The organism is Lysobacter sp. 1R34A, assembly GCF_051217035.1.
In the GTDB taxonomy this organism is placed as follows: domain Bacteria; phylum Pseudomonadota; class Gammaproteobacteria; order Xanthomonadales; family Xanthomonadaceae; genus Lysobacter.
This window is the reverse complement of sequence record NZ_JBPKJP010000109.1, coordinates 1-12,769: the sequence shown is the minus strand read 5'-3', so window position 1 is coordinate 12,769 and position 12,769 is coordinate 1. Positions and strand designations below refer to the sequence as shown.

Here is a 12,769-nt window from a genome sequence, read left to right as displayed (position 1 = left end):
CCAGCGGCACCGGCCCCGGCGGCGGCACCGCGCCGAGCCCGCCGCAGATCCAGCCGGCCGCGCTCGCGGTCGAACTGCAGGAGCCCACGCCCTTGCCCGCGGGGCAGTCGGTCACTCACACGCCGGCCGCGAGCGGTCTGGCCGAGACCATCACCGTGACCGGCGCCGGCGCGGTGGTGAAGGTCGAGAGCCAGGTGGTGACGCCGGATGCGCAGGGACGCATCACCGTCACCGTCAATCCCGACTCCAACAAACTCATCGAAGTCGAATGGCCGGCGGCGACGCAGGAGCAGACCTTCGGCCTGTTCTTCGACTTCGACAAGCCGGCCGCCGCCGGCTGGCGACTCAATCCGCCGTCTCAGCACTATCGCGCTTATGTCGAAAACACCACGACCGATCCGCGCTACCGAGACGCGTCCGGCACCTTGCGTATCGAGGGCGACGGCAACTGGAGCGGGCCCGAGCGCGGCGCCGCGCGCCTGGAAGCCTGGGTGCGCAGCCTGCCCGCGCCGCGCAACGTGCGCCTGGAAGCGTACGCCAGCCACGAGCACGTCAGCGGCGCGAACGAAACCCAGCGCAACGCGCATAACCAGGCGCTGTCGCAGCGGCGGTTGGACGTCGCCGCGGCGGTGGTGCGCCGCGCCGGCGGCAATTTCACCATCACTCCGGCCAACGCACATGGCGACAGCCCGGCCAGCGGACGTCCGGGTTCGCATTCGGCGATGGGCGGCGACCCGGACAATCGCGTCGTCCACGTCATCGGCCGTGTCGCCGGCACTACGCCGAGCCGCTGGCGCGGGCGCCTGCGTCGTCCGGCTTCGGTCGCGCCGCAGCCCCAACCTCAGCCGCAACCTCAGCCGCAACCTCAACCTCAACCTCAACCTCAGCCGCAGCCGCAGCCGACGATACCGACACCGCCGACTGCGATGAGCCTGGCGCTCAAGCTCAAGTTCGTGCGCCAGGAAGAGCGCAAGAAGCTGACCCTGCGCTACAACCGCGCCGAGGCCACGCGCCGCACCTATGCGCCGCAGGGCTTCTTCGGGCTGATGCTCGGCGACCTCAGCGACAAGTCGAAGTACTTCAAGGAAATCGATCTCGACGACCCGTTCTTCCGCCAGTTCGCGGTCGAGGCCAGCATGCCGATCGCGTTCGAGCCGATCGACCTGATGTCGGCGCAGGTGGCGCTGGACTACGGCGACAAGAGCAAGCCGCGCGACCACAAGCACGCCGATTTCGTGTTCACGCCGGGCGACACCGGGACCAAGCGCTTCGAGGTGTTCATGAACGCCACCCGCGACATCGACTACGACGCTTCGTACCAGTATCACTTCGACCCGCAGTCCGACTGGGCCGCCGACCGCACCTCGTACACGATCCCGGCCGCCTCGACCGAAGACCGGACCATGTTCGTGAACCCGTACGAGCACGTCGAGTTCCGCCACATCGAAGCGATCCCGGGCGACATCGACTGGGACGTGGTCGACTCGATCGAGGTCAAGCTCCAGGCGCGCGGCTATTCGCAACCCGAGCCGAAGACCACCTTGAAGCTGACCAAGGAGTCCGGCCCCAAGACCTGGCGCCTGCGCGGCGCCAAGCCCGGCCCGGCCAATCGAGGCGTGACGTATCAGCTGGTGCAGCGGCGCAAGGGCGTGGCCAATCCGGACCCGGCGACGCCGCCGGTCGAGCTCGACGTGCCGCAGTTGATCGTCCACGACAGTTTCGAGGACGCCCTGCAGCTCGAGTTCATCCCGGTGTTCGACCCGGCCATGGTCAAGCGCGTCTACATCGACGTGAAGTACGAGGACGGCGCCTACAAGCGCAACGAACGCATCGAGATGGCCGGCGGCCAGACCGATCCGGTCAAGCTGCGCATCGCCCTGAAGAACAAGGACCTGCGCAACTTCCGCCGGCGTTTCACCTTCGTCGGCATGCAGGGACAGTTCGACCAGCGCGCGTGGATCGCCGACTCCGAAGAGCTGGTGGCGGTGCAGTGACATGCGCGGCGATACCGTCATCGACATGCGCGACGATGCCGGCATGAGCTGGCTCGCGCCGGTGCAGCACCGCCTCGGCGCCGACATCGCCGGCCCGGTCGCCGCCACCTTGCGGCGGCTCGGCGCGGTGCTGCCGGCGCAGGCCGCCGCCGCCGCGGACCTGCTGGGCGGCGTGCTCGCGCCGCTCGGCGGTTCGATCTGGCCGGAAGTGGCCGGCAGTTTCAGCCGCCTGACCAATACCGGCATGCCGGTCGAGTTTTCCTGGAGTTCGCGCGAGGCGACGGTGCGATGGACCGCCGAGGTCGCCGCGCCGGAAGTGGCCGACCGCGAGCGGCTGCTGCTGGCCGCGCGAGCCTTGGATTGGCGGGACGAGCTCGCGCCGTGGCTGGAACTGCAGCGCGACGATCCGTTGGTGTTCGGCGCCTGGGCCTCGGCGCGCCATGGCGAGGAGCGCGCCACCAAGCTGTATGTCGATCTGCATGCCGGGCGGTTGCCGGCGATCTGGCGGGACCGCTATTTCCTGCTGCGCTCGAACCTGCTGACCTGGCGAATGAGCGGGGTGAACCCCGACGGCAGCGTCGAGTTTTATGCGCTCGGCCATGAGCTGGACCGGCCGGCGCTCGCGGCGATGGCGCGCGCGGTGCTCGGCGATGCCGGGCCGTTGATGGAGACGCTCGAAACGGTGGCGGGCCATGGCGCCTTGCCGCGTCATGTCGGCATCAGCCTCGCCCTGTCGGCGGACGGTCGGCCGCGCGCGTTGAGTTGCTTCGTCGTGGCCAAGAGCTTGTTCCACCACGACGACGAGGTCGCGGCGATGTTGCGCAGCCTCGCCGACGGCGTGCCGGCGCGGCTTTACGAAGCTCTGGCCTCGGGGCCGGACGACGGGCGCTGGCGCCACGGCATGATCGGCGTGGTCGCCGACATCGCCGGCCGCAGCTGGGTGCAATGCGGGCTGCGGCCGACCTGAACCCGCGCCGTTCTTGGTGCCCAGAAAAAGCAAAGCCCGGCGAGGCCGGGCTTTGCATCGACGCTGGCCGATCCGAAGACCGGTCGGGCGATCAGTCGACCGGGGCGTAGCGCAGGGTCAGGAACCACTCGCGGCCGGGCTGGTTGAAGTACGACGAGGTTTCGTACTCGCGGTCGAATACGTTGGCCACGCGCGCCTGCAGGCTCAGGGCCGGGGTGATCGCGTACTCCGCGCGCAGGTCGAGGGTGCCGTAGCCGCCCAGGCGGGTGCTGTTGGCCACGTCGTCGTAGCGCGAGCCCGAACCGACCGCGGTCGCGCCGAGACGGAACTTGCCGAAGCTGCGATCCAGGTCGATGCGCGCGCTGTGCCTGGCGCGGCGCGGCAGGTCGTTGCCCCGGTAGAAGCCGACCCGGTTCTCGGTGTCGAGGAAGCTCGCGCTCGCCGCCAGGGTCCACTGGGCGAAGGCGGTGTCGATGCCGAGTTCGGCGCCGCGCATGCGCGCGCGGTCGATGTTGTTGGGCAGGTTGATCGACGCGTCGTAGGTGATCAGGTCGTCGGCGCGGGTGTCGAAGCCGTCGATACGGGCGTTGAAACGCTCGCCGCGGTAGGCCAAGCCGAGTTCCCAGGTCTTGGACTCTTCCGGACGCAGGCCCGCGTTGCCGAAGAACGGGTAATACAGCTCGTTGAAGGTCGGCGCCTTGAACGCGGTGCCGTAGCCGACGGTGACGCGCCAGCGCTCGGCGAAGCTCAGGCCCCAGGCTGCGCCGCCGGTGGTGTGGCCGCCGAACTGCTCGTTGTCGTCGCGGCGCAGGCTGGCCTCGAACGACTGCGCGCCGAAGCGGCCCTGGTACTGGACGAAGCCGGCCTTGTTGTCGCGCTCGCTTTCGTCGTACACGGTGTCGCTGTCGACGCGGTCGCGCAGCCAATCGAAACCGGCGGTCAACACGTGGCCGTCGAAGAGGTTGAAATCGGCCTGCAGGCTGGCGCTGTCGCGGTCGGTCTTGAAGAACCCCATCGGCACCTCGCCGAGGAAATTGTCCGAGCTGTCGACGTTGCGGCCGGCCAGCAACTGCAGGTGGACCGTTTCCGACGGGCGCCACTGCAGCTTGCCGCCGATCACCTGCTGCACGGTCTCGGAGCGGTTGACGAAGCTGCCGTCGTAATCGTTCTCGCCTTCGGCGCGCAGCGCCTGGCCTTCCAGGCTCCACCGCTCGTTGAACTCGAGGCCGCCGCGCAAGGACAGGGCGTGGCTTTCGTAGCCGTCGCGGTCGGGCTCGTCGGTGAAGCAGCCGGCGAACACCGGGAAGCCGGCGCCGCGGCAGGCATTGATGCCCTGGGTCTTGCGGAAGCTGTAGTCGGCGCCGAACCAGCCGCGGTCGCTGCGGCCGCCGAAGCCGGTGCCGAATTCGAGGCTGTCGTTGCTGCCGCCGCCGAAGCGCACGCGCGGCGCGAAGCCCTGCTTCTCGCGGCGGGTGAACACCTGGATCACGCCGCCGATGGCGTCGGCGCCGTACAGGCTCGAGCGCGGGCCGCGCACGATTTCGATCCGGTCGATCAGTTCCAGCGGCAGGTCCTGCAGCGCAGTCAGGCCCGAAGTCGGCGAGCCGACGCGGATGCCGTCGACCAGCACGAGTACATGATCGGACTCGCTGCCGCGCAGGAACAGGGTGGTGAGCTTGCCGGCGCCGCCCTGGTTGGACAGGGTGATGCCGGCGCGGCCGCGCAGCAGGTCGTTGAGGTCGCGCGCCTGGCTGCGCTCGATGGTCTCGCGGTCGAGCACTTCGACCGGGGTCAAGGCGTCGTTGACGCTGACTGCGGTGCGGTTGGCGGTGACGACCACTTCGTCGAGGTCGGTGGCTGCGCCGGCCGGAGCGGCGAGCGCGGCGGCGGGCAGCGCTAGCGCAGCGGCGATGGCGAAGGACAGCTTCAGTGCGCGCGTGGCGTGCAGGGCATGGGGGGTGCGGGCGGACATGGGGACAGCTCCAGCGCGCGCGCCAGGGGCGCGCGACGACGACGGCGGAAGGCGGTTGCGAGGAGGCAGCGGGCCGTGGAGACAGCCGGATAGCAGCCGCCGCGACGCCCTCCGCATCGCAACCTGTGGCGCCTCGAGGCCGGTCTCCGGACTCGCAAGCGGAGCGGCGCAGGGCCGGACTCCCGATGGCGGCGCCTTCCCGTGCCGAGCACAGTGGCGGTGGCCGCGATCTGTCTTGCTTACCGTTGCGGGGGCAGTGCCGGACTGGCGCCGATCCTCCCGCAGGAGAGGGCGCGTCACCGGCTTCCCGTTTCAACCCGTCGATCAAGCCAGCCGACGGGTCACCTCGAAGCGGTGCGCAGTCTACGCCAAGCCGGCGTCCGGGCCAAAACGCCGGGGCGGGCGGGGCGTCCGGGAGCGGCGGCGACGGGCTCAGTCGCGCCCGTCGTCCTCGTCGCGGCCGCCGGGGCGGTCGTCGTCGCCTTCGTTGTCCCGGCTGTCGCGGTCGTCGCCATCGCCGAGGCGGGCGCCGCCTTCGAACGGGTCGTAGCGTTCTTCGGCATGCATCGTGGTGTGCACCGGCGCGGCGGCCGGCTTGTTGCGCGGCGGCGGCAGCAGCGCGGTCGCCGCTTCGGCGGCCTGGATCAGCTCCTGCCGGCGCGCATCGCTGATCTCCTGCCAATGGCAGTCGAGCAACGCGCCTTCGATCGCGTACAACAGGTTGAGGGTCGGCTTGAAGCCGGCGCGCTTGACCCGCATGAAGGCCTCGACCGTGCCGATCGCCGAGATGTCCTCGTGGGTGCGCAGGCCGACCTGGCGCAGCCAGGCCGCGCTCTTGGGGCCGATGTTGCGCATCTTGGCCGCGGTCATGCCAGCGCCTCCACGTACACGCGCGCCAGCGCTTCCAGGCCGGCCTGGTCGTCAGCATCGAAACGGTCCGGGATCGGGCTGTCGAGATCGAACACGCCGATCAGGGCATCGCCATGCACCAGCGGCACCACCACTTCCGAACGCGAGGCCGCATCGCAGGCGATGTGGCCCGGGAAGGCGTGCACGTCGGCGACGCGCTGGGTCCGGCGGCTCGAGGCGGCCGCGCCGCACACGCCCTTGTCAAGCGGAATGCGCACGCAGGCCGGCAGGCCCTGGAACGGGCCGACCACGAGTTCTTCGCCGTCGTAGAAATAGAAGCCGACCCAGTTGAGGTCCGGCAGGGCATGGCTGACCAGCGCCGACAGGTTGGCGGCGTTGGCGATGCGGTCGCGTTCGCCGTCGAGCAGGCCGCGCGCCTGGGCGACGAGCTGCGCGTATTGCTCGGGCTTGTCGCCCGAAAGTGCGGAGGTTGTGAACATCATCGGAGTGTAACAGCGGCGTCCGCCGCCACTACCATGGCGGACTCCAGGCCCCAGGAAAAAGCGCGAGATGAGTCACACCCAGCCCCCGGTGCAGGCCGCCTCCCGACCAACGGACGCAACCGCGCTCGCGCGGTTCGCTCGCGGCGTATTCGTCACCGGCACCGACACCGGCATCGGCAAGTCGGTGGCCAGCGCGAGCCTGCTGCACGCCTTGCGCGCGCGCGGCCTGCGCGCGGTCGGCATGAAACCGGTGGCGAGCGGTTGCGAACGCACGCCGGAAGGCTGGCGCAACGAGGACGCCCTGCTGCTGCAAGCGGCCAGCGCGCCGACGCCGCCCTACGACGACGTCAATCCCTACGCCTTGCCGCAGCCGCTGGCGCCCGAGCTCGCCGCCGCGCAGGCCGGCGTCGAGATCGCGCTGGCGGCCATCCTCGCCGCGCATGCGCGCTTGTCGGCGCAGTCGGACACGGTGGTGGTCGAAGGCGTCGGCGGCTGGGCCGCGCCGGTCAGCGTCACGCTCGACCAGATCGATCTGGTGCGCGCGCTGGACCTGCCGGTGGTGCTGGTGGTCGGCCTGCGCCTGGGGGCGATCAACCACGCGCGGCTGAGCGCGCGGGCGATCCAGGCCGACGGTGCGCGCCTGGTCGGCTGGATCGCCAACGACATCGACCCGCGGATGGCGTGCGCCGACGAAAACTTCGAGATCCTGTGCCGGCGCTTGCCGGTGCCGTGCTGGGGGCGCCTGCCGTATTTCGCCTCTCCCGATCCGCAGGCCCTGGCCGGGCGCCTGCAGCCCCGCTTCTAGGGCCGCCAGCCGTCTCGCGCCGGCGCTTCCGCGCGGCCGCCGGATCGCGGCTAACACGAGCGAGCCCAACAAAAGCGCAGCCAACAAAAAACCCGGCAGCCGAAGCTGCCGGGTTTTTCGTATCCGCCGTGACGGCCGGAGAGAGAGAGGGTGCGCTTACTTGGTCGCGGCGGCCGCCGGAGCCGTCGCCTTCGCCGCGGCCGTGGCGGCCTTCTCGACGTTGGCCTGGGTGGCCTTGGCGGCGGTTTCGATCTGCGACTTGGCCAGCTCGGCGATCGCTTCGTTGGTCTTCAGCGTGCGGCCGAACGCTTCCTGGCCGGTGCTGACGGCGCGCTCGACGTTTTCGCGAGCGATCTGCGCGCCCTTCGGCCACAGGGTCTTGAAGGCTTCCAGATCGCGGGCTTCGGCGGCTTCACCGAAGAAAGCGAAGGTGGCGTTGACGCGGTCTTCGATGGCGGCGACCTGCAGGCCGAACACGGCCTCGGCATTGTCGAGGGCCAGACGGTTGACCTGAGCGGCCGTGTCCGCGAACTGGCGCGTAGCGGCGGCGAACTGTTCGTTGAATTGCTGGTACATGGCTGAGCTCCTGAAAGGTCCAGACGGAGAACGACTGGATTGTGCGGTGCAGCATAGGCTGGCTTTTGTTGCGATGCAACATCGAGCCGATGAGCGGTCGTAAACCGTTCAGAAAGCCTGCCTGTTCAGGTAGTTAGCGACCAAGCAGCCGTTCAGGCAAAGCCTAGCCCGAGGCCATGACCACGGCGTTGCCGGCGTCTGACAAGGCGCCGGTGCGGGGATCGCTGACAGGCAGGGCGGGCGCGCCCCGGGCTCAGCCGCGGTAGCGGCAGCCGGCGGTGCAGGTCTCGTGGACCACGATTTCGCTCAACAGCGGCAACACCGGCTTGAGCTGGTCCCAGATCCACACCGCGAGACGTTCGCTGGTCGGGTTTTCCAGGCCGGGGATGTCGTTGAGGTAGTGGTGGTCGAGCCGGTCGTAGGTCGGCTGGAACGCCTTCTTGACGTCGGCGTAGTCCATCACCCAGCCGCTGTGCTCGCCCAGTTCGCCGCTCAGGTGCACCTCGATCCGGAACGAATGCCCGTGCAAACGCGCGCATTTGTGGCCTTCCGGTACGTTCGGCAGGCGGTGGGCGGCTTCGAGGGTGAAGACCTTGAAGATGTTCACAGCGGTCATAGTGCGGTACCGGGTCGGGCGGTGGCGCGTCGCGCGAAGGGCACGGCGTGGCGCGTGACCTGGAGCGACGCGATCTGGAATCCTGGGCCGGCGCGCATCCTGGCGACGGATACGAAAAAGCCCGCTGCGCTGGCGGGCCCGGGTCTTGCTGTGCGGCGATTCTATGGTGGCTATGGGTGGACTCGAACCACCGACCCCAGCATTATGAGTGCTGTGCTCTAACCGGCTGAGCTACATAGCCACGGGGAACCGCGAATTCTTCATGCCGGACGGGCTCTTGTCAATCGTCCGAGCGCATCGCGAGCGACTTGTTTGCCCGACTTGTCGTCCCGGCCACCCCGTGGCAGAGTCGGACACAGTGAATTTGGAGTCCGCATCGTGATCGATCCGGACGGCTACAGGCCCAATGTCGGCATCGTGTTGATGCACCCGGACGGCCGCTTGTTCTGGGCTCGTCGCGTGCATCGCGATGGCTGGCAATTCCCGCAGGGCGGGATGAACACCGACGAGACGCCGCTCGAGGCGATGTATCGCGAGTTGCGCGAGGAAACCGGTCTGCTCCCGCAGCATGTCGAAGTGCTCGGCGCCACCCCGGGCTGGCTGCGCTATCGCCTGCCGCGCCGGGCGATCCGCCGCAACGACCGCCTGGTCTGCATCGGCCAGAAACAGGTCTGGTTCCTGCTGCGCCTGACCGGCGAGGAGTCGGACCTGCGCCTGGACCTGACCGACAAGCCCGAGTTCGATCACTGGCGCTGGGTCGATTTCTGGTACCCGGTCGAGCACGTGGTGGTGTTCAAGCGCGGCGTTTATGCCAGTGCGCTGCGCCATCTGGCCCCGTTTGCGCGCCTGGTCGCCGGCCAGCAGGCGGTGCCCGCGCCCGGGCCGGACGCCCGGGCGCACGAGGCCTATCTGTCGGGCTGCCAACATCCGCGCTCGCGGACCTGCGGCGGGCCCGGCAACCCGGCCCGGGGCAGCGGCTCGGAATCGGGCAGCTGAGCCCGGCGGACCGGGCGTAGCGGACGAGCCGGCCGCCTCCCGCCCGTGGCCTGTGGACTCACTTGGCGAACGGGCCGCCCAAAGCCGGCCCCAAGCCGGCCCCAAGCTCGCCCGGCCGGTTCCGGATGGTGCCTCGGCGGCTGGTTGGTTGCGGTTAATTGACAATCATTCGCATCCATGGCGGAATGGCCCTGCAGCCATTTGGCTGCATGACCGACAGCCCACGCCCGTGTACGTCTGCATCTGCAACGGAGTCACCGACCGCGACATTCGCCAGGCCGCCGAAGCCGGTTGCCGCAGCGTGCCCGAGCTGACCATGCGCACCGGCGCCGGCGCCAATTGCGGCAGTTGCCTGGAGCTGGCCACCTCGCTGCTCGAACAGGCCCGCAACGTGCGCGACCTGCCGCTGGACGTGTTGCAACAAGCCGCCTGAGCGCACGTCGCCTCCGGCCTTCCGGACCCGATCCGGACCAGTCTCCGGTTCGTCTTCCACGCCTCCCGATCCGCTGTCGCCGCGCCGCCCTGGCGCCGGCCTGCACCTGTCCGTTCTTGTCGCGTCCCGTGTGGTGGACTGTCGACGCGAGCGCCCGCCGGCGCCGCTCAATGACAGTGATTCTCGACTCCCGTTGCGCACGATTCGCGTTCCGTCATGGCGTTCGCGAAAGGGCTACAGTGCCGCCCATTGCAACGTCGGAGCACGGCCATGAAAGGCGATCCCAAGGTCATCGAATATCTCAACAAGGCGCTCTATAACGAGCTGACCGCGATCAACCAGTACTTCCTGCACGCCAAGATGCTGAAGAACTGGGGCCTGAAAGAACTGGCCGAACACGAGTACCACGAGTCGATCGACGAGATGAAGCATGCCGACAAGTTGTCGGACCGCATTCTGTTCCTCGACGGCCTGCCGAACTTCCAGGCGCTGGGCAAGCTGCGCATCGGCGAAAACCCGCGCGAACTGCTGGCCTGCGATCTCGCTCTCGAACTCGAAGCGATCCCGCTGCTGCGCGAAGCGATCAAGTACTGCGAGACGGTCAGCGACTACGTCAGCCGCAAGCTGTTCGCCGACATCCTCGATTCGGAGGAAGAACACGTCGACTGGATCGAGACCCAGCTCGCCCTGATCGAGCGCCTCGGCGAGCAGAACTATCTGCTGACCAAGATCGAGGACGCTTAGTAACGAGTTGAGAGGAACGAGTAAGAGCGTTCCTCGCTCCGGCAGGTCATCGCGTTATCAGTTACTCGTTCCGGCGTCTAGCGACGAGTGAAGAGGTACGAGGAACTAGTAAAGGCGTTCGCTGCCGCTTCACCGTCCAAGCAGGTATCCAGCCAGCCGCGCAACGCGCGCCGCCAGCCAGAAAAACCAAGCCGCCGGCTCGCGCCGGCGGCTTTTCTATGGGCGATCATGGAGGAGCCGCGTTAGCGCACTTGCCCTCGCTCCTCACTCCTCACTCCTCACTTCTTTCAACTCGTTCCTAGCTCTCTAGGCTTGCGCCGGAAGAGCTTCCGCCAGATCCACCACAGCGCCGTCCCGACCAGCAGGCTGATCAGCACCACGATGGCCAGGGTGACCCAGGGGTAGGCGAACACCAGGGCGAGGCCGCCGAGCACGGCGGCGTCTTCGGTGACCGAGGCGGTCCAGTTGCTGACCGGCTCGGGCGAGGTGTTGAGCAGGGCGCGCGAGCCCGACTTGAGCAGGTGGCTGGTCAGGGCGACGCCGGCGCCGGCGGCGAGCGCGCCCGCGCCGAGTTCGCCGTCGGGCGACATCGTCGCCGCGGCCAGGAAGGCGCCGACCGGCACCCGCAACAGGGTATGCAGCAGGTCCCAGCCCGAATCGACGCCGGGGATCTTGTCGGCGAAGAACTCGCCGGCGGCGAGCAGGCCGCAGACTCCGAGCACCCACGGCGACTGGGTCGCCTGCAGGGCTTGCGGCAGGTCCAGCCAGCCGAGCCAGCCGGCCAGGCCGACGCCGAACACGGTCAGATAGACCCGGACCCCCGACAGCCAGGCGAGAACTACGCCAACTGCGAACAGGTGCGCATCGGACATCGTGGCATTCCCGTTAAGATTTAAGGTTGAGTATAGGTAAAGCCGGCGGTGTGAGCCGTCGTCGTCGAGCATGGCTAAAGCACCGCCGCCCCGTTTCGTCATCGTCCAGCAGCAACCCGACACGCGTCCTTATATCTGGAGCGCCGTGGGCGTGGCGTGGGCGCTGTCGCTGGTGGCGGCCTGGTTCTGGTCGCAGTCGCTGGCCGCGCCGCGGCTGCCCAAGCTGGTCGCCGAACTGGACATCACCAAGCGCGAGCTGCGCGACCGCCAGAACCAGCTCGACCGGCTGGCCCAGCGCGAGGCCACCCTGCAACGCTCCGACCAGATCAGCCGCGCCGCCAACAAGCAGGTGCAGGGCTCGCTGGCGCAGCGCGACGCCGAGATCTCCAATCTGCGCGCCGACATCGCCTTCTACGAGCGCCTGGTCGGTGCGACCGCGCCGGCCAAGGGGCTCAACGTGCATTCGGTCGAGTTCCAGCCCGAGACCGGCGGCACCTGGCGTTACCAGATCGTGCTGACCCAGAACCTCAACCGGGGTGCGGTCAGCAACGGCGGCCTGCAGTTCCAGGTCGAGGGGGTGCGAGGGGGCAAGCTCGCATCGGTCGGTTGGGACGAGCTGCACCAGAAGCCCAAGGCACCGATCCAGGACTATTCATTCCGTTACTTCCAGCAGCTCGGTGGCAGCGTCATGTTGCCGGCCGGATTCACTCCGCAACGCGTGCGCGTCTCGCTGCGCGGGGAGAATGCGTCGATCGAGCAGCATTTCGCCTGGAAGAGCGGCGTTACCGTAACCGGGGAAACTTAAGCGATGTTCAAGACCAACAAACCGACCCAGATCCGCGAAGGCCAGGTCGACACCATGATCGGGCCGCAGGTGGTGATCCGAGGGGACCTGCATTTCAGCGGCGGGCTGTACATCGAGGGCCGGGTGATCGGCAAGCTGGTGGCCCAGGAAGGCCAGCCGGCCAGCCTGACCCTGGCCGAGAACGGCAGCATCGAGGGGGAGGTGCGGGCGCCGATCGTGGTGCTCAACGGCGAGCTCAACGGCGATGTCTACGCCAGCGAGCGGGTGGAACTCGCCGCCAAGGCGCGGGTCCAAGGCAACGTCCACTACAAGGTGGTCGAGATGACGGCCGGTTCGATGCTCACCGGCCGTTTGATTCATGTCGACGCGCACACCGCCGCGTTGCCGGCGCCTGAAGCCTTGATTACCGCGGATGCCCTGATGGATTGAGGGGCGCCGCCCCAACCCCCAAGACGGGACGGATGAGCGACGAACCCTCCAAGCCCATACCGTCTTCCGCCGACCCGGTGCCTGCCACGGCGCCTGCTCCGGGCGCCCCGGCGGGTCCCGACCCCGCTGCGGGTCCGGCCGAATCCACCGCGCCGGCCGCCGCACCGTCTCCAGGGCACCGCGGCCGGCTGCTGGCCGGGCTGGCCCT

14 protein-coding genes, 1 tRNA gene and 1 riboswitch are annotated in these 12,769 nt (G+C 68.7%); of the genes, 8 read left to right on the top strand and 7 right to left on the bottom strand.

Annotation, left to right across the window (positions count from 1 at the left end; translation table 11 throughout):
• Window positions 1–1,994 (top strand): hypothetical protein (locus tag ACSAMQ_RS17790; RefSeq protein ID WP_435396938.1); only part of this gene is annotated, 1,994 nt, incomplete at its 5' end.
• A 1-nt stretch (window position 1,995) separates the two neighbouring features.
• On the top strand, window positions 1,996–2,961 hold the full coding sequence (locus ACSAMQ_RS17785; protein WP_435396937.1) for a hypothetical protein: 966 nt from the start codon (window positions 1,996–1,998) through the stop codon (window positions 2,959–2,961).
• A gap of 91 nt (window positions 2,962–3,052) precedes the next feature.
• Here the strand turns inward: ACSAMQ_RS17785 and btuB are convergent, their stop codons facing one another.
• The 3 genes from btuB to ACSAMQ_RS17770 form a co-directional block, all read right to left on the bottom strand.
• A complete protein-coding gene (btuB, locus tag ACSAMQ_RS17780; protein ID WP_435396936.1) occupies window positions 3,053–4,933 on the bottom strand; it encodes a TonB-dependent vitamin B12 receptor in 1,881 nt (626 codons plus the stop codon).
• A gap of 120 nt (window positions 4,934–5,053) precedes the next feature.
• Window positions 5,054–5,297, bottom strand: a riboswitch (cobalamin riboswitch).
• Between the two features lie 68 nt (window positions 5,298–5,365).
• A complete protein-coding gene (locus ACSAMQ_RS17775; RefSeq protein ID WP_435396935.1) occupies window positions 5,366–5,803 on the bottom strand; it encodes a TfoX/Sxy family protein in 438 nt (145 codons plus the stop codon).
• Window positions 5,800–6,282: a GAF domain-containing protein gene (locus tag ACSAMQ_RS17770; RefSeq protein WP_435396934.1), complete on the bottom strand. Its 483-nt coding sequence runs from the start codon at window positions 6,280–6,282 to the stop codon at window positions 5,800–5,802. Before ACSAMQ_RS17770 ends, ACSAMQ_RS17775 begins: the two co-directional genes overlap by 4 nt.
• 70 nt (window positions 6,283–6,352) lie before the next feature.
• Between ACSAMQ_RS17770 and bioD the strand changes: the two genes are divergently transcribed.
• Window positions 6,353–7,090: a dethiobiotin synthase gene (gene bioD, locus ACSAMQ_RS17765; RefSeq protein WP_435396933.1), complete on the top strand. Its 738-nt coding sequence runs from the start codon at window positions 6,353–6,355 to the stop codon at window positions 7,088–7,090.
• Window positions 7,091–7,246: 156 nt separating this feature from the next.
• Here bioD and ACSAMQ_RS17760 read toward each other — a convergent pair whose 3' ends face one another.
• The 3 genes from ACSAMQ_RS17760 to ACSAMQ_RS17750 form a co-directional block, all read right to left on the bottom strand.
• Window positions 7,247–7,666 (bottom strand): phasin family protein, encoded by a 420-nt coding sequence (locus ACSAMQ_RS17760; protein ID WP_435396932.1) that lies wholly within the window; start codon window positions 7,664–7,666, stop codon window positions 7,247–7,249.
• Window positions 7,667–7,919: 253 nt separating this feature from the next.
• The gene (gene queD / locus ACSAMQ_RS17755) at window positions 7,920–8,273 is read right to left on the bottom strand and encodes a 6-carboxytetrahydropterin synthase QueD (RefSeq protein WP_408953880.1); all 354 of its coding nucleotides are present in this window, start codon (window positions 8,271–8,273) and stop codon (window positions 7,920–7,922) included.
• 173 nt (window positions 8,274–8,446) lie between these two features.
• Window positions 8,447–8,523, bottom strand: a tRNA-Met gene (locus ACSAMQ_RS17750).
• Between the two features lie 137 nt (window positions 8,524–8,660).
• Between ACSAMQ_RS17750 and ACSAMQ_RS17745 the strand changes: the two genes are divergently transcribed.
• The 3 genes from ACSAMQ_RS17745 (at window position 8,661) to bfr (ending at window position 10,455) form a co-directional block, all read left to right on the top strand.
• Window positions 8,661–9,278, top strand: a complete 618-nt coding sequence (locus ACSAMQ_RS17745) for an RNA pyrophosphohydrolase (protein WP_435396931.1) — start codon at window positions 8,661–8,663, stop codon at window positions 9,276–9,278.
• 229 nt (window positions 9,279–9,507) lie between these two features.
• The gene (locus ACSAMQ_RS17740) at window positions 9,508–9,711 is read left to right on the top strand and encodes a (2Fe-2S)-binding protein (protein ID WP_057971494.1); all 204 of its coding nucleotides are present in this window, start codon (window positions 9,508–9,510) and stop codon (window positions 9,709–9,711) included.
• Window positions 9,712–9,981: 270 nt separating this feature from the next.
• Window positions 9,982–10,455, top strand: a complete 474-nt coding sequence (gene bfr / locus ACSAMQ_RS17735; protein ID WP_435396930.1) for a bacterioferritin — start codon at window positions 9,982–9,984, stop codon at window positions 10,453–10,455.
• Between the two features lie 287 nt (window positions 10,456–10,742).
• Here the strand turns inward: bfr and ACSAMQ_RS17730 are convergent, their stop codons facing one another.
• Window positions 10,743–11,327 carry a DUF4126 domain-containing protein gene (locus tag ACSAMQ_RS17730; protein WP_435396929.1) on the bottom strand — a complete coding sequence of 195 codons (585 nt, stop codon included), beginning with the start codon at window positions 11,325–11,327 and terminating at the stop codon, window positions 10,743–10,745.
• 70 nt (window positions 11,328–11,397) lie between these two features.
• Here ACSAMQ_RS17730 and ACSAMQ_RS17725 point away from each other — a divergent pair, with 70 nt between their 5' ends.
• Window positions 11,398–12,132, top strand: a complete 735-nt coding sequence (locus ACSAMQ_RS17725) for a DUF6776 family protein (RefSeq protein WP_435396928.1) — start codon at window positions 11,398–11,400, stop codon at window positions 12,130–12,132.
• A 3-nt stretch (window positions 12,133–12,135) separates the two neighbouring features.
• Entirely contained in the window at window positions 12,136–12,561 is a 426-nt protein-coding gene (locus ACSAMQ_RS17720; RefSeq protein ID WP_031371160.1) for a bactofilin family protein, read from the top strand.
• Window positions 12,562–12,769 lie beyond the last annotated feature (208 nt).

Coding starts and splice junctions, on each gene's coding strand:
- ACSAMQ_RS17785 (WP_435396937.1), top strand. CDS start 1,996: ATGCGCGGCGATACCGTCATCGACATGCGCGACGATGCCGGCATGAGC.
- btuB (WP_435396936.1), bottom strand. CDS start 4,933: ATGTCCGCCCGCACCCCCCATGCCCTGCACGCCACGCGCGCACTGAAG.
- ACSAMQ_RS17775 (WP_435396935.1), bottom strand. CDS start 5,803: ATGACCGCGGCCAAGATGCGCAACATCGGCCCCAAGAGCGCGGCCTGG.
- ACSAMQ_RS17770 (WP_435396934.1), bottom strand. CDS start 6,282: ATGTTCACAACCTCCGCACTTTCGGGCGACAAGCCCGAGCAATACGCG.
- bioD (WP_435396933.1), top strand. CDS start 6,353: ATGAGTCACACCCAGCCCCCGGTGCAGGCCGCCTCCCGACCAACGGAC.
- ACSAMQ_RS17760 (WP_435396932.1), bottom strand. CDS start 7,666: ATGTACCAGCAATTCAACGAACAGTTCGCCGCCGCTACGCGCCAGTTC.
- bfr (WP_435396930.1), top strand. CDS start 9,982: ATGAAAGGCGATCCCAAGGTCATCGAATATCTCAACAAGGCGCTCTAT.
- ACSAMQ_RS17730 (WP_435396929.1), bottom strand. CDS start 11,327: ATGTCCGATGCGCACCTGTTCGCAGTTGGCGTAGTTCTCGCCTGGCTG.
- ACSAMQ_RS17725 (WP_435396928.1), top strand. CDS start 11,398: ATGGCTAAAGCACCGCCGCCCCGTTTCGTCATCGTCCAGCAGCAACCC.
- ACSAMQ_RS17720 (WP_031371160.1), top strand. CDS start 12,136: ATGTTCAAGACCAACAAACCGACCCAGATCCGCGAAGGCCAGGTCGAC.